A 16,799-nucleotide genomic window follows, 5' to 3' on the forward strand; every position below is an offset into this window, starting at 1 on the left:
AAAGCGAAGCAGTCCGGACACCCCCACCCGCGCAGGCCCGTCACCGCACCCGACAGCCCCGCGCAGCGGACCCGCCCGCCGCAGGCGCAACGGCGAGCAACCACCACGGCGGGAAAGCCGAACGCAGGCCGAGGCACAGCGCAGCGGACCGGCCCGCCGCAGGCGCAACGGTGAGGGCACCGCGAAGCGGGCCACAAACGGCGAGCAACCACCACGGCGGGGTCTGTTATTTCGGTCGTCTGGTCAGCGGTCTACCCAGTCCGGCGCCCACACGTCATGCGGGGCTCGTGGGTCTGTGGTGCGCAGATGGTCGCGTAGCGCGGTCAGCACGGGGTGTTGGTCTCCGCTGCGGAACAGCAGCACGTGCGGGTAGACCGGGGTAGGGTCGTGCAACGGGATACGCCGTAGGTCGTGGGTCTGGGGCCACAGGTACCGGTCCCCGCTGCCGATGAGGGTGGCCAGCGAGGCCGAGTCGGCCAGCGCGTCCATCAGGGCCTCGTCGCCGAAGTTGGGGCCGAGCGCGTCGATGCTCAGGCCGAAGGCCTGGGACAGCGCCTGGTAGAACGCTGCCCACTCCGTGCTTGGCCTGATCCCGGGGATCCAGATGCGGTGGCCGGCCAGGTCCGCAGGACTGACCCAGGGCGCGTCAGCCAGCGGGTGGCCGGGGCCGACCAGGAGCTCCAAGGGTGCGTCCAGGAGTCGTTCGGCGCTGATCCCGGCCGGGATCTGGTCTGCCGGCAGGGCACGGAAGGACGCGTCGACGGTCCCTTCGAGCACCGCTTGGGCGGCCTGGGCGGCGTTCTCCTTGCTCAGCGTGACCGCGTCCAGGTCCATCTCGGGGTGGGAGCGGTAGAACTGGTAGACGGCCTGGGCCGGAGAGATGCGCCGATTGAGGACATCGACGCGCAAGGGACGGCTGCCGGGGCGCACGGCCTGCTCGGCCTGCTCGATGGCCGCCAGGACCTTCTTGGCGTGCGGCAGGAAGACCTGCCCGTCCAGGCTCAGCCGGGAGCCTCGGGAGGCCCGCACCAGAAGCGTGCCCTCGATGTGCCTCTCCAAGGCCGCGATCCGCTTGGAGACCGCCTGCTGACTGACCCCCAGCTCGTCGGCCGCAGCCTGGAACCGGCCGGTCTCGGCGACGGCCACGAACGTCCGCAGCGCTTCAACATCCACGCTTCCACTCTACTTCCACAACCATTGGTTGTGCCTGGAGTGGTGCAGGGTTGTTTGATCGGGAGTTCTGCGCGGTGGTGGGATCAGCGCATGTCTACCCGCACAGAGCAGGTCATGTATGTCCAGACACCCGAGTTCGCGCGTCATGCGGAGCGGATCGTGGAAGTGACCGATGCGACGTCTCGACTGAACGTACTTCCGTTCAGCGACAGCGCAGGTCGCGCGGAACTACTTTCTGTTGTGTTCGGTGGCCCGCTGCCGGACTCGGTGGTGATCTACCCGCCGTTCTTTACCGAGTACGGGCTGAACACGACGTTCGGGGAGAACGTCTTCGTCAACCAGGGATGCACCTTCATGGACAAGGGAGGCATCCGTATCGGCAACGGCGTCATGATCGCCCCGATGGTCAGCCTCATCACCGGAGGCCATCCACTGCGTCTGGCTGAGCGCCGCGAGTACCTCTCCTTCGCCCCGATCGTCATCGAGGACGACGTCTGGATCGGGACGGCTGCCGTGATCACGCAGGGGGTGACCATCGGTGCCGGTGCGGTGGTCGCTGCCGGTGCGGTGGTCACTCGTGATGTCCCTGCCGGCGCCGTGGTCGCGGGAGTGCCCGCCCGAGTGATCAAGAAGATCGACTGAGCGCGCTGCTGGCCTGGGTGCGTAGCACGTCTGTGGTCTGATCCTGATGCCTCGTCACGCCCGGCTGACCGACCGGCAGTGGGACCGCATCGAACCTCTCCTGCCCTCCGGTACCGGTCGTCGTGGCAGGCCGTGGGCCGATCACCGCCGCATTGTGGAGGCGATCATCTTTCGGTACCGCACCGGTATTCCTTGGCGAGACCTACCAGCCAGGTTCGGATCCTGGAAGACCGTGTGGGCCCGCCACCGCCGCTGGGCCGCTCAACCCCGACCTGCTGCTCGGGGGCAAGGCATACTCTTCCCGCGCGATCCGAGCGGCGCTCAAGGCCCGCGGGATCACCGCGGTCATCCTTGAACGGCATGACCAGCAGGAGCACCGTCGCCGCCGCGGTTCAGCAGGCGGGCGTCCGTCGAAGTCCGATCCGGTGGCCTACAAGAACCGCAACGTGGTCGAGCGGTCCTTCGCCCTGCTCAAGCAGTGGCGGGGCCTGGCCGCGAGGTTCGACAAGCTCGCTCTCGTCTGCCGCTCGGCCGCGGTCCTCGCCGCGGTGCTGGTCTGGGCTCGCATTTAACGGGCACGCCTTAGCCAAGGGCAGACGCCCGCCTCGCGCGGAACAAGAAGTCCGCCACCCGGGCCCCGTCCGGCTCCGCGGGCAGTGGGGAGCCGGAAACCGCCGCGTCGGCCTCTTCGGAGAGGCGGGCCATGCGGCGCTCCACCGTGGCCCAGGGGACCTCGCCGCGCCGGACGGCGAGCAGTTCGTCGCGGTCGGCGCCGACGTCCAGCGTGAGGACGCCCGTACGGAGCAGGTCGCGGGAGCAGGCCAGCAGCCGCAGCAGATGCATGGCGGGCTTCCAGCGGGGTGTGCCGTGCCGGCGGAGGTCGACGCGCAGCTGCTTCAGCTGGCCGGTGGCGTAGCCCGCGAACGTGCGGTGGACCTGGCGGGACAGGAGCGCCTCGCGCAGGGCGAGCAGTTCCCGGCCGGTGGCGTCGATCCGTTCCACGAGGGGGGAGTGCAGGCACTCCAGGACGGTGGGGTTGGCGCGCAGTCCCAGCTGGCAGAAGCGTTCCAGCTCCCAGGAGAACTCCTCCTCGCGCGGTCCCTCCACATGGGTCGGCGGTTTCTCGAAGCGCCAGAAGAGCGGGGTGGGGGCGAGAAACACCCCACGGCGGTCGGTGTCGCTGGTCTCCGTGGCCAGACCGAAGGCGCGTGAGCCCATCACACAGCCGTAGACGGTGTGCTCGGTGACCAGGGTGTGACCTGTGGCGGCTTCGGACATGGCGGCGATTGTCGCTGGCTGGGAGGGCGCATGTCACCAGGTTTCGGTGGCCGGTTGCGGGCCGGGCGGGGGCTCGGCCACCGTCGGTGCACAGGCGGTCGCGGGGTGCGTGGACGGCCCGTGCCCGTGCCGCCGCCTCCGTCGCCGTACGGATTGTCGGTGCGGCTGGTTACGCTGAGCAGTGCGCGCACAGGTGCGTGACGCGGCACATAACGCAGGGGAGCAGTGACGTGGCGGTACGAGCGGTCCGTGGGGCCGTCCAGCTGGAGCGGGACGACGCGGAGCACATGCAGGAGCAGGTCGGCGCGCTGCTCACCGCCCTCCTGGAGCGCAACGAGCTCAGCGCGGACGACCTGATCAGTGTGTGGTTCACCGCCACCCCGGATCTGCACAGCGACTTCCCGGCCGCCGCCGCGCGGGCCCTGGGGATCACGGACGTCCCGCTGATCTGCGCGCAGGAGCTGGACATCACCGGTGCCATGGAGCGTGTGGTGCGGGTGCTGGCCCATGTGGAGACCGATCTGTCCAAGGCCGGGATCGCCCACGTCTACCTCGGCGCGGCCGGGGCGCTGCGAAAGGACATCGCGCAGTGAGGACCGCACTCGTCATCGGCACGGGCCTGATCGGCACCTCGGCCGCGCTCGCCCTCAACGCCCGGGGCGTCCAGGTGTACCTGGAGGACCACGACCAGGCCCAGGCCCTGACGGCGGCCGCGCTCGGCGCGGGCACCGCCGAGGCGCCGCCGGGGCCGGTCGACCTGGCGATCGTGGCCGTGCCGCCGGCCCATGTCGCCTCGGCGCTGGCGGACGCGATGCGGCGCGGGGTGGCCCGTGCCTACATCGACGTCGCCAGCGTGAAGGGCGGCCCGCGCCGGGAGCTGGAGACGATGGGCCGCGATCTGTCCGGCTACCTCGGCACGCACCCGATGGCGGGCAAGGAGCGCTCCGGCCCGCTGGCCGCCACGGCCGACCTCTTCGAGGGCCGCCCCTGGGTGCTCACCCCGACCCGCGACGGCGACACCGAGGTGCTCAACCTCGCCCTGGAGCTGGTCGCGCTGTGCCGGGCCGTCCCGGTGGTGATGGACGCGGACGCCCACGACCGCGCGGTCGCCCTGGTCTCGCACACCCCGCAGCTGCTCTCCAGCCTCGTCGCCGCCCGCCTCAAGGGCGCCGACGAGACCGCCGTACGCCTCTGTGGCCAGGGCATCCGCGATGTGACGCGGATCGCGGCGTCCGACCCCGCGATGTGGATCGACATCCTGTCCGCCAATCCCGGCCCGGTCGCCGATGTCCTGGCCGAGATCGCCGCCGATCTGGACGAGACCGTCCGGTCCCTGCGGGCCCTGGAATCCGCCGACGAGGAGAAGCGCACCGGCGGCGCCGGCGGTATCGAGGACGTGCTCCGCCGCGGCAACGCCGGGCGGGAGCGGGTGCCGGGCAAGCACGGCGCCGCCCCGGCCACCTACGAGATCGTCGCCGTGTACATCGGCGACCAGCCCGGTGAGCTGGCCCGGATCTTCGCCGACGCCGGCCGGGCCGGGGTCAATATCGAGGACGTCCGCATCGAGCACGCCACCGGCCAGCAGGCGGGCTTCATCCAGCTCATGGTCGAGCCGCAGGCGGTGCCGGGGCTGACCGCGGAGCTGCGGGAGCGGGGCTGGTCGATCCGGCAGTGACACCGTGGACGGGGCGGTGCGGGTGAGCCAGTAACCTTGTGCGAGGCCCTTATGGCCCTTGGACCCCCGCCCCGTGTACAAGAAAGGTGTTCGTCACCGTGGAAACCGCCGCTCGGACCGCCCCGGCAGCAGTGATTGTCGCCATCGACGGCCCCGCAGGCACGGGCAAGTCCAGCACGTCCAAGGCCGTCGCCGCCAAACTGGGCCTCGGCTACCTCGACACCGGAGCCCAGTACCGCGCGATCACCTGGTGGATGCTGACCAACGGGATCGATGTCAATGACGCGACCGCGGTGGCCGATGCCGCCGCCAAGCCCGTGATCGTCTCCGGCACCGACCCGGCCGCCCCGACCATCACCGTCGACGGCCTGGACGCCGCGGGCCCGATCCGCACCCAGGAGGTCACCGCCGCGGTCAGCGCCGTCAGCGCCGTCCCCGAGGTCCGGACCCTGATCACCGACCTGCAGCGCAGCATCGCCGCCGAGGCGCCGCGCGGCATCGTCGTCGAGGGCCGGGACATCGGCATCACCGTGCTGCCCGACGCCGACCTCAAGGTCTTCCTCACCGCCTCTCCGGAGGCGCGTGCGGCCCGCCGCAGCGGCGAGCTCAAGGGCAAGGAGGCCACCGACCTGGCCGCCACCCGCGACGCGCTGATCAAGCGCGACGCCGCCGACTCCGGCCGGAAGACTTCGCCGCTGGCCAAGGCGGACGACGCCGTCGAGGTCGACACCACCGACCTGACCCTGGAGCAGGTCATCGAGTGTGTGGTCACCCTCATCGAGGGCGCCGGCGCCGAAAAGGCCGGGCGGGTCGCCCGGTGACCGACAGCGGCAGCGCGCCGAGCGCGGCGGGTGCCGCGGTCGGCCGCCGGATCGGCATCGGCCTGATGTACGGGCTGTGGCGGCCGCGGGTGCTGGGCGCCTGGCGAGTGCCGTCCGCCGGCCCGGTGATCCTCGCCGTCAACCACTCGCACGGCATCGACGGCCCGATGCTGATGGGCACCGCGCCGCGGCCGGTGCACTTCCTGATCAAGAAGGAAGCCTTCGTCGGCCCGCTGGACCCGTTCCTGCGGGGCATCGGGCAGCTGAAGGTGGACCGCGACGCCGCCGACCGCAAGGCGATCACCGACGCCCTCGGTGTGCTGAAGGACGGTGGAGTACTGGGGATCTTCCCGGAAGGCACCCGTGGCGAGGGCGACTTCGCCTCGCTGCGGGCGGGCCTGGCGTACTTCGCGGTGCGCTCCGGGGCCCCGGTCGTGCCGGTGGCGGTGCTCGGCGGCAAGGAGCGGCAGAGCCGGCTGTCGTCGGCCGTGCCGCCGCTGCGGTCCCGTGTGGATGTCGTTTTCGGCGACGCGTTCCAGGCGGGGGACGGTAGTGGGCGGCGCACCCGTAAGGCGCTCGACGAGGCGACCGTACGGATCCAGGAGCGGCTGACCGCCCACCTGGCAGAGGCCAGGCGCCTGACCGGGCGCTGACCGACACTTGAGTAGTGGGCCGCGGACGAGCGGCCCACCGATCACGATGATGAACGAGGAACGGACTTCATGAACGACCAGATCCCTACCGGCGACGAGCACGGTGCGCTTGGCGACGCCGAGTACGCGGAGTTCATGGAGCTCGCCTCGGAGGAGGGCTTCGACCTCGAGGAGGTCGAGGGTGACATCGCCGCGGCCGGCCACGGCCCGCTGCCCGTCCTCGCCGTCATCGGCCGCCCCAACGTCGGCAAGTCGACCCTGGTGAACCGCATCATCGGCCGCCGGGAAGCGGTCGTCGAGGACCGGCCGGGTGTCACCCGCGACCGCGTCACCTACGAGGCCGACTGGAACGGCCGCCGTTTCAAGGTCGTTGACACCGGCGGCTGGGAGCAGGACGTCCTCGGCATCGACGCGTCCGTCGCGATGCAGGCCGAGTTCGCCATCGAGGCCGCCGACGCGGTGGTCTTCGTCGTCGACGCCAAGGTCGGCGCGACCGACACCGACGAGGCCGTCGTCAAGCTGCTGCGCCGCGCCGGCAAGCCCGTCGTCCTGGTCGCCAACAAGGTCGACGGCCCGTCGGGTGAGGCCGACGCCGCCATGCTGTGGTCGCTGGGCCTCGGCGAGCCCCACCCGGTCTCCGCGCTGCACGGCCGCGGCACCGGAGACATGCTCGACGCCGCACTGGACGCCCTGCCCGAGGCCCCCGCGCAGACCTTCGGCACGGCCCTCGGCGGCCCCCGCCGGATCGCCCTGATCGGCCGCCCGAACGTCGGCAAGTCGTCGCTGCTGAACAAGGTCGCCGGCGAGGAGCGGGTGGTCGTCAACGAGCTGGCCGGCACCACCCGCGACCCGGTCGACGAGATGATCGAACTGGGCGGCAAGACCTGGAAGTTCGTGGACACCGCCGGTATCCGCCGCCGGGTGCACCTCCAGGAGGGCGCCGACTACTACGCCTCGCTGCGCACCGCGGCGGCCGTCGAGAAGGCCGAGGTCGCCGTCGTCCTGATCGACGCGTCCGAGTCCATCAGCGTCCAGGACCAGCGGATCGTCACGATGGCGGTGGAGGCCGGCCGCGCCCTGGTCATCGCCTACAACAAGTGGGACACCCTCGACGAGGAGCGCCGCTTCTACCTGGAGCGGGAGATCGAGCGGGACCTCGTGCAGATCCCCTGGGCGATGCGGGTGAACGTCTCCGCGCGCACCGGCCGCCACATGGAGAAGCTGGTCCCGGCGATCGAGACCGCGCTGGCCGGCTGGGAGACCCGGATTCCCACCGGGCGGCTGAACGCCTTCCTCGGCGAGATCGTCGCCTCCCACCCGCACCCGATCCGCGGCGGCAAGCAGCCCCGCATCCTCTTCGGCACCCAGGCGGGCACCAAGCCGCCGCGCTTTGTCCTCTTCGCCTCCGGCTTCCTGGAGGCCGGCTACCGCCGCTTCGTCGAGCGGCGGCTGCGGGAGGAGTTCGGCTTCGACGGGACGCCGATCCACATCTCCGTGCGGGTGCGCGAGAAGCGCAGCAAGAAGAAGTAGCGGCAGACAGCGGCGGTTTCCCGGCCGCGCGGAGCGCTCAGCGTCCGTGCGGCCGGGCGTCCCGCTGCGCCGGCGGCAGCGCCGGGACATGCCCCCGCGGGTGGTAGGGCTGCCGGCTCACGACCTCCCAGTGGCCCGCGGAGCCCGGCGTACGGCTCCAGCTCCCGCGCAGTGACTCCGGGAGTTCCGGCTCGTCCGTACGGTCCCCGGGCAGGGCCCGGAAGCTGCGGCGGTACTCGGCGTAGAGCGCGTCATAGATCGGCGTGGCCGACCCATGATCCGTGGAGTGCGGCGTCAGGTGTTCGTGCGACGGGCGCATGGCGGGGATCGGGTGGGGGTACGGGGCGCGGGAAGGCGGGTCATATGCGTGCACATACGTGGCAACGACCCCGATGCCCGCGGGATGCGGCTTTCCGGTGGAAATGGCTGATCGCGGGGTCAAGACCGTCCGGAGTGCCGGTCCTGCCCCCGCGATCGGGTCCGACGGGCCGTCAGGTGCCGGCGAGCGGGATCTCCGCGGCGACCAGGGCGCCCTTCGCCGCGGCGTCCTCCAGCGCCTCCCGCATCAGGTCCTCGCGGGGCTGGTGGCCGATGGTGCCGGCGGGCGCGGCGTACAGCAGCACGGACTGCGACTTGTTGGCCGCGGCACGCCAGCCGTCCGAGACGGCCAGCGGCTGATGGGCCTGCCACCAGGCGGACTGCTGGCCGGAGCTGCCCGGCTGGAGGACGGCGTGCAGTTTGCCCATGGCCAGCAGCGCGGACCAGCCGGCGTTGGCGCCGGGGAGCTGGTTCATGTCCGTCACCGGGTGGAAGCCCTGCTCCAGGAGCAGCGGGAGGAAGTCGTCGTCCGGGCCGGTCGAACCGGGTCGGGCGATCGGGCCGTCCGGCTCGACCACCAGGGCCGGACGCAGATCGGCCTCGACGAGCACCAGACCGCAGGTGATGCCCAGGGTCGCCTGGCGCGGTGCGGTGGGAACCGGGACGGGGGACGGCTCCGAGCCGGGGGTGCGGGGGGCGGCGTCCTCGCCGGTGATGGAGCGCACGGCTCCCTGGAGCTGTTCCTCCGACACCGGGACGACCTGCGAGGGGATGCAGGTGGCATGGGCGAATGCGAGCACCGCGGTCTCCTCGCCCACGAACAGGACGGTGCTGGTGCGCTCCTGGTCGCTGTCTCCGGGGGTCCGGCAGGAAGTGCAGTCGTAGCTGCCGGGGGCGTCGCCACCGGCCAGCAGGCGGTCGGCTTCTTCATCGCCGATCTCGGCGCGAACGTCGTCGCTGACGTCGAGCATGCGCGGCACGGGTGGCTCCTCGATCTCTGTGCGTCAGCCGGGTGGTCTCCCGGCTCGTACAAGGACAACGGGTGACCTGCGGCAGGGGTCACGCGAGGAAGGGAACTGGAATCGAACCAATCGCCGCACAGCCGAAAACCATGGAAAGCGGTCTCGGAAGCGGTCACCTAACGCCAACTCTTGCGCAGAACTTGGCGCAGTCGGCGGCGTTCCGTACGCCGGACCGGGTGGCAGCGACGTGCCGAGGGCGTGGCGGGCTGGCCGGTGCCGGAGGGCTGCTTACCGTCACCGGCTATGTCGGACAACTCTTCGGCGCCGCGGCGCTTCGTGGGATCCGTCGGGCTGCTCACCGCGGCCGCCACCCTGCTCCTGGGCCTGCCCGGAGGTGCCGTCGCCGACGGGCCGGACGGCGACGGCCGGGCCTCTCACGCCTGTGCCGCCGACCAGTGGCCGTGGGGCTGCCTCGCCGAGTGCGAGAGCAGCGGTGACTGGCACATCAACACCGGCAACTCCTTCTACGGGGGGCTGCAGTTCCACCAGCCCACCTGGGAGGCCTTCGGCGGCCTCAACTTCGCACGGCGGGCCGACCTCGCCTCCCGTGACGAGCAGATCGAGGTCGCGAAGAAGGTCCAGGCGGTCCAGGGCTGGGGCGCCTGGCCCGAGTGCGCCCGGCGCTACGGGCTGACCGCCAAGAGTCGGACCCATGTCGTACGGCGCGGGGAGACGCTCGGCTCGATCGCGCAGAAGTACCGGGTGCGGGGCGGCTGGCAGGCGCTCTACCAGGTCAACCGGACGGCCATCGGCCGCAACCCGGACCGGCTGTCGGTCGGCACCCGGCTGCGGCTTCCCTAAGGCGGGTCCGCGAAGGACCCGCTCCCGGGGCCGGGTGGCAGGATCGCGCGTTCTCCTGGCGCCTCACCGGCCGTTGGCGCCTCACCTGCCGTACGGCGGGCGTCAGTGGCCGAGACCGCGGCGGATCGCGGCCTCCACCGGTGAGTGGGCCCCGTCGGGGCGTGCGGGGCTCGGGTCCTGTCCCGGCCGGGGAAGCAGCGGCGGCTGTGCCAGGAAACGGGGCTCGGTGCCCCGGTGCGGCTGTGCGGCGTGCACGAGGAACGGGTGGCAGAGGAAGACGTCACCGGCGCGGCCGGTGGCCAGGGCGAGCGGGCGGTGCTCGGTGGCGGGTACGGCGCGCCGGGCCAGGTCCATGAAGGACAGCCCGGCCTCGCCCTCGGGGCCGAGGAGCGCGGCGACGTCCAGATGGGAGCCGACACGGAGCCGGGTGGGCGCGTCGTCGTCCCCCACGTCGGACATCAGGAACAGCATCAGCAGCCAGCGGCCCTTGGACGCGGCGTTCACCCGGTAGGACAGGAAGTCGGCGGGGTCGTCCCCCGGGAAGCTCGCGTCGATGTGCCAGCCGTCGTCGCCCGGAGCGTCGTCGCTGGGGAACCGCACCGGGAACGTGCCCAGGTCGCCGCGCGGCGCCCAGCGTCCCGGTCCGGCGAGGGCGTCGTACGCGGCGCGCAGCCGGGGCGTGTTGACGGCGGTCCGGAAGGGCTCCTGCCCGTAGTTGCCGAGCCGTACCACGGGGTCCTTCCAGGTCGCCGGATCGCCGGGCTCACCGGGGAGGTCCCGCCACATGATCTCCCGGCACTCCGCCGCGACTTCGGGCGGGAACGCGCCCTCCACATGGAGAAAGCCCTGCTCCACGAAGGCGGACAGGGCGGCGTCATCAAGGTTCGAGTCGGTCATCGGGCGAGCGTGCCACCGCCGGAACGCATGGGCCAGCGAATTTCCTGGCCCGGGCGGGACGCCGTCGCGCGGAGGGGATCCGTGGCCCGGAGGTTCCATGAGCTGGCTACCGATGGGTTAACTCTTTCGGCACAAGTTGGCCCAAGACCCAACCAAAACCGCCGTTTCGCGGTCCTTCCTCAGAGCAGGGGCCGCCTCGCGCCATCAGGAGGGGAGTGCGAAGCGGCCCAGGGGGACACCGGCAGGACCGGAAGACCAGGGGGGTACGGGGACGGATGCACATCTCATTCCTGATTCACAATGCCTACGGTATCGGGGGGACGATCAGGACGACGTTCAATCTGGCCCGTACGCTCGCCGAACGGCATGACGTCGAGATCGTGTCCGTGCTGCGCCACCGCGACGACCCGGTCTTCGACCTGGGCCCCCGTGTGGCGCTGAGGCCTCTCGTGGACCTCCGGGAGAACGGTCCGGGACAGGACGGCGCGGACCCCGCGCATGCCCGTCCCGCCAAGGTCTTCCCCGCTGCCGAGCGCCGCTTCGACCAGTACAGCGAGCTCACCGACCGGCGGATCGCCCAGCATCTGCGCCGGACGGAGGCAGACGTGCTGGTCGGCACCCGGCCCGGCCTCAATGTGCACATCGCCAAGCAGGCGCGCCGCGGCCCGGTGCGGATCGGGCAGGAACACCTCACCCTGGACACCCACAACCGCGCGCTCAAGCTGGCGCTGCGCGGCGCCTATCCGCGCCTCGACGCGGTCACCACCGTCACCGAGGCCGATGCCCGCGCCTACCGCCGGACGCTGCGGCTGCCCGGGGTGCGCGTCGAGGCGGTGCCCAACAGCGTCCCGGCGTCCGTGCTGCCGCCCGCCGACGGCAGCGGAAAGTGGGTCGTCGCGGCGGGCCGGCTCGCCCGGGCCAAGCGCTATGACGTGCTCATACGTGCCTTCGCGCAGGTCGCGGCGGAGCGTCCCGACTGGCGGCTGCGGATATACGGCGGCGGCGCCGAGAAGGCCGGGCTGCGGGCCCTGATCGAGGAACTCGGCCTGTACAACCACGTCTTCCTGATGGGCCCGGCCAACCCCCTGGAGCCCGAGTGGGCCAAGGGCTCGATCGCCGCGGTCTCCTCCAGCCTGGAGTCGTTCGGGATGACCATCGTCGAGGCCATGCGCTGCGGTCTGCCGGTCGTCGCCACCAACTGCCCCCACGGGCCGGGCGAGATCATCGATGACGGGGTCGACGGCAAGCTCGTACCGGTCGGCAATCCGGAGGCGCTGGCCGGCTCGCTGCTGTCCCTGATCAACGACGATGCCGCCCGCACGCGGATGGGCGCGGCCGCGCTGGTCTCGTCGGCGCGCTTCGACCCCGCCACGGTCGCCGGGCGCTACGAGGAGCTCTTCGGGGACCTGCTCACCCGCAGGCGCGGCAGCCGATGGCACAGCAGCCTGCATCGCGCCCGCGGAGCCCTGCTCAGCGGCGCCTACGCCACCAAGGACGCGGCCCGCGCCGCCATGAGAGGGGTGCGGACGGTATGACGGCGCCCAGCCAGTTGACCGTGACCGGACACGAGACGAAGGAGTCCTCCGCCATCGATCAGGAACCCAGAACGCCGGCGCGTCCGGGACCCGAGGACCCCGAACGGCCGGGCGAGCGGGGCGGCGCAGTGGCGCCGGCGGAGCTGCGGGCCGACTGCATCGCGGACTCCGCGGGCGGCCTCACCTTCGACCTGAACGCCCCTCAGGACACCCGGACCACCTGGAGCGCGGCGCTGGTGCTGCGGCTGCGCGGCGGCGACGGCGCGGACGACGAGGTACGGCTGCCGCTCGGACCGAACGGCGCCGGGCGGCTGCGCGCCGTACTGCCCAGCACCGTCTCGCTCGCCGAGGGCCGCTGGAACGCCTACGCCGACCTCGGCGACGGCCGGGAGCCCCGGCGCCTGCTGCCCGGGATCAACGATCTGCGGTCGCTGGTGGACCGCCGGCCGCTGGCGGGCATCGGCCGGCTCGGGGTGCGCATCCCGTACACGACGAAGTTCGGCAACCTCGCCCTGCGCAGCTGGCTGCGCGGTCCGCACGCCGAGGCCGGCGACATCCTGCTGGCACCGGACGGCATGACGGTCTCCGGCCGGCTCTACGGCGCCGTCCCGGGCGCCGGTGCCTGTGTGGAGGCCCGTGCCCGCCGCACCCCTGCCGCCCCGGGCGCGGCGCCGGTCACCGTCTCCGTCCCGCTGACCGTCGAGGGCGCGGACTTCACCTTCACGCTGCCCTATGACGGGCCGGCCGGCCGGTGGGAGCGCGGCACCGAGCCCTGGGACCTGTGGCTGCTGCCTGCCGAGGGCGCCCGGCCGGTCCGTATCGCCCGGCTCCTGGACGATGTCGCCGACAAGAAGCAGGTGTTCAGCTACCCGGCGCTGCCGGTGCCGGCCGCCGCGGGAGAGCTCCGGGTCGGCCCGTATTACACGCTCGACAACGACCTGGCCCTACGGGTCGCCGGGCCGGCCGGGAGCTGACGGAGCGCCGGGCGGGGCCCCGCCCGGCATCGAGGACCGTGGCTGTCCGCAAGGGCTGGGAGACTCGGGTCATGTTGGAGACCTCGGCACGTCTGCTCCGTCTGCTCTCCCTGCTCCAGGCACACCGGGAATGGTCCGGCGCGGAGCTCGCCGGCCGGCTCGATGTCACCCCGCGCACGGTGCGCCGGGACATCGACCGGCTGCGCGAGCTGGGCTACCCCGTCCACTCCACCCCGGGGACGGCCGGCGGCTACCGGCTCGGCGCGGGCGCCGAACTCCCGCCGCTGCTGCTGGACGACGACGAGGCGGTGGCGGTCTCGGTCGGGCTGCGCACCGCCGCTGCCGGCGGTGTCGAGGGCATCGAGGAGACCTCCGTACGGGCGCTGGCGAAGCTGGAGCAGGTGCTGCCGCACCGGCTGCGGCGGCGGGTCGGCGCGCTGAACGCCGTCACCGTCCCGATGTTCGGCGGCGGCCCCCGGGTGGACCCGGACGTCCTCACCGAGCTCGCACACGCCTGCCGGGACTGCCACCGCTTCCGCTTCAGCTACACCACCCATGACGGGACGGTCTCCCGCCGCACCGTGGAACCGCACCGCCTGGTCTGCGCCCGTCGCTACTGGTACCTCGTCGCCTGGGACGTGGACCGCGCGGACTGGCGCACCTACCGCGCCGACCGCATCACCCCCACCCCGCCGCACGGGCCGCGCTTCACGCCCCGTACGCCACCGGCCGAGGACCTCGCCGCGTACGTCCGCCAGGGCATCTCCACCCGCGTCTACCCGAGCCGGGCCACCGTGCTGCTGCACGCCTCGCTGGAGCAGGCCGCGGAGCGCCTCAGCCCGGCCGCCGGGATGCTCGAACCGGTCGACGAGCGGCACTGCCTGCTCCGTACGGGGGCGCAGAGCCTCGAACTGATGGTGCTCCACATCGTGCTGACCGGCTTCGACTTCGAGGTCCGGGAGCCGCCGGAGCTGCTCGGCACGGTGCGCGAGGTCAGGGACCGGCTGACCCGGGCGCTGGCACCGCCACCGGCTGCTTCCCCACCTCCGGGTGGTGCAGATCGAACGCCGGGGCCTCCGAGCGGACCCTCGGCAGGGTCGTGAAGTTGTGCCGGGGCGGCGGTGAGGAGGTCGCCCACTCCAGGGACCGGCCGAAGCCCCAGGGGTCGTCCACCGTGACCCTGGCGCCGTAGAGGGTGGTCTTCCAGACGTTGTAGAGGAAGGGCAGCGTGGACAGGCCGAGCAGGAACGAGCCGATGGTGGAGAAGGTGTTGAGGGCCGTGAAGCCGTCCGCGGCCAGGTAGTCGGCGTACCGCCGGGGCATGCCCTCCACCCCCAGCCAGTGCTGGACGAGGAAGGTGGTGTGAAAGCCGATGAACAGCGTCCAGAAATGGATCTTTCCCAGCCGTTCGTCGAGCATCTTGCCGGTGAATTTCGGCCACCAGAAGTAGAAGCCCGCGTAGGTGGCGAACACGACCGTCCCGAAGACGACGTAGTGGAAGTGGCCGACGACGAAGTACGAGTCGGTGACCTGGAAATCCATCGGCGGCGAGGCCAGGATGACGCCGGTCAGCCCGCCGAACAGAAAGCTCACCAGGAACCCGACCGACCAGAGCATCGGTGTCTCGAACGACACCGAGCCGTGCCACATGGTGCCGATCCAGTTGAAGAACTTCACCCCGGTCGGCACCGCGATCAGGAACGACATGATGGAGAAGAACGGCAGCAGCACCGCCCCGGTCACGAACATGTGGTGCGCCCAGACCATCACCGACAGCGCCGTGATGGCCATCGTCGCGCCGATCAGCGTGACATAGCCGAAGATCGGCTTGCGGGAGAAGACCGGGATGATCTCCGTGACGATGCCGAAGAACGGCAGCGCGATGATGTAGACCTCGGGATGGCCGAAGAACCAGAACAGGTGCTGCCACAGCAGCGCCCCGCCCCACCGCGCGTCGAAGACCACCGCCCCGAACTGCCGGTCCGCCTCCAGGACCAGCAGCGCGGCCGCCAGCACGGGGAAGGCCATCAGCACCAGGATCGAGGTGAAGAGCACGTTCCAGGTGAACACCGGCATCCGGAACATCGTCATGCCGGGCGCCCGCAGCACGATGACCGTGGTGATGAAGTTGACGGCACCGAGGATGGTGCCGAAGCCGGCCAGCGCCAGGCCCATGATCCACATGTCGGCGCCGACGCCGGGGGAGCGGACCATCGAGTTGAGCGGCGCGTAGGCCGTCCACCCGAAGGCCGGCCCGCCGAACGGTGTGAGGAAGCTGCCCAGCACGATCAGGCCGCCGAAGAGGAACAGCCAGTACGAGAGCATGTTCAGCCGCGGGAAGGCCACATCGGGCGAGCCGATCTGCAGGGGCATGATCTCGTTCGCGAAACCGGCGAACGCGGGGGTGGCGAACAGCAGCAGCATGATCGTGCCGTGCATGGTCACCGCCTGGTTGAACTGCTCCGCGTCGATGATCTGCAGCCCGGGCCGCGCCAGCTCGGCGCGCATCACCATCGCCAGCAGCCCGCCCACCAGGAAGAACCCGAACGCGGTGATCAGGTAGAGGTGCCCGATCTTCTTGTGGTCGGTGGTCGTCAGCCAGTCCACCACCACCGAGCCGCGGCGCCGCGCCCTGGGGGGCCGGAGGTGCGCCCGCTCGGTGTCCGTAACCATCCGCTGCACCTCGTTCGTCGACGGTGGACTGGGGACCGGGACATGATGCGCGCGCGGCGGGCACAGAGCGAGAGGGCGCTCCGGTCCGTTCCGGTGGCATCCGGCGGGACGCCGGACGGCGGGAGGGCGCGGGGCCCGGTAAGCGGGGTGATGGGCGATGTGCGGAAAATGTGTGTGGAGTGTGTCTCGTTGGCCAATTTCCCCACGGCCGATAAAGAGCGTCCGGTAATGGGAATCCCGAACTGAGGGGGGATTGTTTTCGGACGGCGCGCCGCGTTGACCGGATGGGCCGCGTCCGTTCTGGGTTTGATCAAGGCGGAATTCCGGCCGATTTATTTTCCACCCGGTTGCGCCGTCACACGGCGCGTACGGGTGACGGAAGTTCCGGCAAACGCGGGAAGGTCCGTTGTGACACAAGTGTGACCAATGCCGGACCGGGAAGTCACCGAGGTGTGCGAGGGCGGGCCTTCCACGGACCGGCGCGGGCGCCTACGGTGGCTGTCATGGACGTACCGAACCTCCCCGACAACCCTCAGGACGACATCGAGGCGTATGTCGGCCTCGCTCAGCAGGACGCCGAGGACCAGGCGCGGGCGCGCGGCTGGACCACCGTCCGCTCGCTGCCGCCGGGCGCGATCATCACCATGGAGTACCTGGCCGGCCGGCTCAACTTCGAGGTCAAGGACGGCGAGGTGCACCGCAGCTGGCAGGGCTGAGCACCGCTGACGACGACGAAGGCCCCGGCCGCTCCTGGGAGCGGCCGGGGCCTTCGCTGCGGGGTTGGGGGTGTGTGCGTACCGGCCCCGC

General features: G+C 71.5%; 17 protein-coding genes and 1 pseudogene. 12 read left to right on the top strand and 6 right to left on the bottom strand.

Going from position 1 to position 16,799, the window contains the following annotated elements:
* Positions 1-243: 243 nt before the first annotated feature.
* On the bottom strand, positions 244-1,173 hold the full coding sequence (locus ACFW5B_RS28015) for a LysR family transcriptional regulator (protein WP_386445271.1): 930 nt from the start codon (positions 1,171-1,173) through the stop codon (positions 244-246).
* 114 nt (positions 1,174-1,287) lie between these two features.
* Here ACFW5B_RS28015 and ACFW5B_RS28020 point away from each other — a divergent pair, with 114 nt between their 5' ends.
* Both ACFW5B_RS28020 and ACFW5B_RS28025 read left to right on the top strand, forming a co-directional pair.
* Positions 1,288-1,815, top strand: coding sequence for a DapH/DapD/GlmU-related protein (locus ACFW5B_RS28020; protein ID WP_386445421.1), 528 nt, complete (start codon positions 1,288-1,290; stop codon positions 1,813-1,815).
* Between the two features lie 46 nt (positions 1,816-1,861).
* A pseudogene (locus ACFW5B_RS28025) lies at positions 1,862-2,387 on the top strand (transposase).
* A 10-nt stretch (positions 2,388-2,397) separates the two neighbouring features.
* Here the strand turns inward: ACFW5B_RS28025 and ACFW5B_RS28030 are convergent.
* Positions 2,398-3,093 carry a DNA polymerase beta superfamily protein gene (locus ACFW5B_RS28030; RefSeq protein ID WP_386445274.1) on the bottom strand — a complete coding sequence of 232 codons (696 nt, stop codon included), beginning with the start codon at positions 3,091-3,093 and terminating at the stop codon, positions 2,398-2,400.
* Between the two features lie 230 nt (positions 3,094-3,323).
* Between ACFW5B_RS28030 and aroH the strand changes: the two genes are divergently transcribed.
* The 5 genes from aroH (at position 3,324) to der (ending at position 7,772) form a co-directional block, all read left to right on the top strand.
* Entirely contained in the window at positions 3,324-3,686 is a 363-nt protein-coding gene (gene aroH, locus ACFW5B_RS28035) for a chorismate mutase (protein ID WP_386445277.1), read from the top strand.
* Entirely contained in the window at positions 3,683-4,768 is a 1,086-nt protein-coding gene (locus tag ACFW5B_RS28040; protein ID WP_386445280.1) for a prephenate dehydrogenase, read from the top strand. The genes aroH and ACFW5B_RS28040 overlap by 4 nt, the downstream gene beginning before the upstream one ends.
* An 86-nt stretch (positions 4,769-4,854) precedes the next feature.
* Entirely contained in the window at positions 4,855-5,589 is a 735-nt protein-coding gene (gene cmk / locus ACFW5B_RS28045; protein ID WP_386445283.1) for a (d)CMP kinase, read from the top strand.
* Positions 5,586-6,242: a lysophospholipid acyltransferase family protein gene (locus ACFW5B_RS28050; RefSeq protein WP_386445286.1), complete on the top strand. Its 657-nt coding sequence runs from the start codon at positions 5,586-5,588 to the stop codon at positions 6,240-6,242. Before cmk ends, ACFW5B_RS28050 begins: the two co-directional genes overlap by 4 nt.
* Positions 6,243-6,311: 69 nt before the next feature.
* Positions 6,312-7,772 carry a ribosome biogenesis GTPase Der gene (gene der / locus ACFW5B_RS28055; RefSeq protein ID WP_386445289.1) on the top strand — a complete coding sequence of 487 codons (1,461 nt, stop codon included), beginning with the start codon at positions 6,312-6,314 and terminating at the stop codon, positions 7,770-7,772.
* Positions 7,773-7,809: 37 nt separating this feature from the next.
* Here the strand turns inward: der and ACFW5B_RS28060 are convergent, their stop codons facing one another.
* Positions 7,810-8,091: a hypothetical protein gene (locus tag ACFW5B_RS28060; RefSeq protein WP_386445292.1), complete on the bottom strand. Its 282-nt coding sequence runs from the start codon at positions 8,089-8,091 to the stop codon at positions 7,810-7,812.
* Positions 8,092-8,263: 172 nt separating this feature from the next.
* Positions 8,264-9,070: a hypothetical protein gene (locus ACFW5B_RS28065; RefSeq protein ID WP_386445295.1), complete on the bottom strand. Its 807-nt coding sequence runs from the start codon at positions 9,068-9,070 to the stop codon at positions 8,264-8,266.
* 285 nt (positions 9,071-9,355) lie between these two features.
* Between ACFW5B_RS28065 and ACFW5B_RS28070 the strand changes: the two genes are divergently transcribed.
* Entirely contained in the window at positions 9,356-9,913 is a 558-nt protein-coding gene (locus ACFW5B_RS28070) for a transglycosylase family protein (protein ID WP_386445297.1), read from the top strand.
* A 102-nt stretch (positions 9,914-10,015) separates the two neighbouring features.
* On the opposite strand, the gene ACFW5B_RS28075 is transcribed toward ACFW5B_RS28070, so the two are convergent.
* Positions 10,016-10,810, bottom strand: a complete 795-nt coding sequence (locus ACFW5B_RS28075; RefSeq protein ID WP_386445300.1) for a phytanoyl-CoA dioxygenase family protein — start codon at positions 10,808-10,810, stop codon at positions 10,016-10,018.
* Positions 10,811-11,085: 275 nt separating this feature from the next.
* On the opposite strand from ACFW5B_RS28075, the gene ACFW5B_RS28080 reads away from it, so the two are divergent.
* From ACFW5B_RS28080 to ACFW5B_RS28090, 3 genes are all read left to right on the top strand, one after another.
* Positions 11,086-12,345 (top strand): glycosyltransferase family 4 protein, encoded by a 1,260-nt coding sequence (locus ACFW5B_RS28080; protein ID WP_386445303.1) that lies wholly within the window; start codon positions 11,086-11,088, stop codon positions 12,343-12,345.
* On the top strand, positions 12,342-13,319 hold the full coding sequence (locus ACFW5B_RS28085) for a hypothetical protein (RefSeq protein WP_386445306.1): 978 nt from the start codon (positions 12,342-12,344) through the stop codon (positions 13,317-13,319). The genes ACFW5B_RS28080 and ACFW5B_RS28085 overlap by 4 nt, the downstream gene beginning before the upstream one ends.
* 71 nt (positions 13,320-13,390) lie before the next feature.
* The gene (locus ACFW5B_RS28090) at positions 13,391-14,422 is read left to right on the top strand and encodes a helix-turn-helix transcriptional regulator (RefSeq protein ID WP_386445309.1); all 1,032 of its coding nucleotides are present in this window, start codon (positions 13,391-13,393) and stop codon (positions 14,420-14,422) included.
* On the opposite strand, the gene ctaD is transcribed toward ACFW5B_RS28090, so the two are convergent.
* Complete coding sequence (gene ctaD, locus ACFW5B_RS28095; RefSeq protein ID WP_386445312.1) at positions 14,313-15,992, bottom strand: cytochrome c oxidase subunit I; 1,680 nt, start codon at positions 15,990-15,992, stop codon at positions 14,313-14,315. The two genes, ACFW5B_RS28090 and ctaD, sit on opposite strands and share 110 nt — an antisense overlap.
* A 503-nt stretch (positions 15,993-16,495) precedes the next feature.
* Here ctaD and ACFW5B_RS28100 point away from each other — a divergent pair.
* Positions 16,496-16,708, top strand: a complete 213-nt coding sequence (locus ACFW5B_RS28100; protein WP_386445315.1) for an I78 family peptidase inhibitor — start codon at positions 16,496-16,498, stop codon at positions 16,706-16,708.
* Positions 16,709-16,799 lie beyond the last annotated feature (91 nt).

This window comes from Streptomyces sp. NPDC058773, from assembly GCF_042746015.1.
Lineage (GTDB): Bacteria > Actinomycetota > Actinomycetes > Streptomycetales > Streptomycetaceae > Streptomyces.

Excerpts from the sequence above, each read along its gene's own strand:
- ACFW5B_RS28080 (WP_386445303.1), top strand. The coding sequence starts at position 11,086 with ATGCACATCTCATTCCTGATTCACAATGCCTACGGTATCGGGGGGACG.
- ACFW5B_RS28020 (WP_386445421.1), top strand. The coding sequence starts at position 1,288 with ATGTATGTCCAGACACCCGAGTTCGCGCGTCATGCGGAGCGGATCGTG.
- ACFW5B_RS28060 (WP_386445292.1), bottom strand. The coding sequence starts at position 8,091 with ATGCGCCCGTCGCACGAACACCTGACGCCGCACTCCACGGATCATGGG.
- ACFW5B_RS28090 (WP_386445309.1), top strand. The coding sequence starts at position 13,391 with ATGTTGGAGACCTCGGCACGTCTGCTCCGTCTGCTCTCCCTGCTCCAG.
- ACFW5B_RS28075 (WP_386445300.1), bottom strand. The coding sequence starts at position 10,810 with ATGACCGACTCGAACCTTGATGACGCCGCCCTGTCCGCCTTCGTGGAG.
- ACFW5B_RS28030 (WP_386445274.1), bottom strand. The coding sequence starts at position 3,093 with ATGTCCGAAGCCGCCACAGGTCACACCCTGGTCACCGAGCACACCGTC.
- ctaD (WP_386445312.1), bottom strand. The coding sequence starts at position 15,992 with ATGGTTACGGACACCGAGCGGGCGCACCTCCGGCCCCCCAGGGCGCGG.
- ACFW5B_RS28085 (WP_386445306.1), top strand. The coding sequence starts at position 12,342 with ATGACGGCGCCCAGCCAGTTGACCGTGACCGGACACGAGACGAAGGAG.
- der (WP_386445289.1), top strand. The coding sequence starts at position 6,312 with ATGAACGACCAGATCCCTACCGGCGACGAGCACGGTGCGCTTGGCGAC.
- ACFW5B_RS28100 (WP_386445315.1), top strand. The coding sequence starts at position 16,496 with ATGGACGTACCGAACCTCCCCGACAACCCTCAGGACGACATCGAGGCG.
- ACFW5B_RS28070 (WP_386445297.1), top strand. The coding sequence starts at position 9,356 with ATGTCGGACAACTCTTCGGCGCCGCGGCGCTTCGTGGGATCCGTCGGG.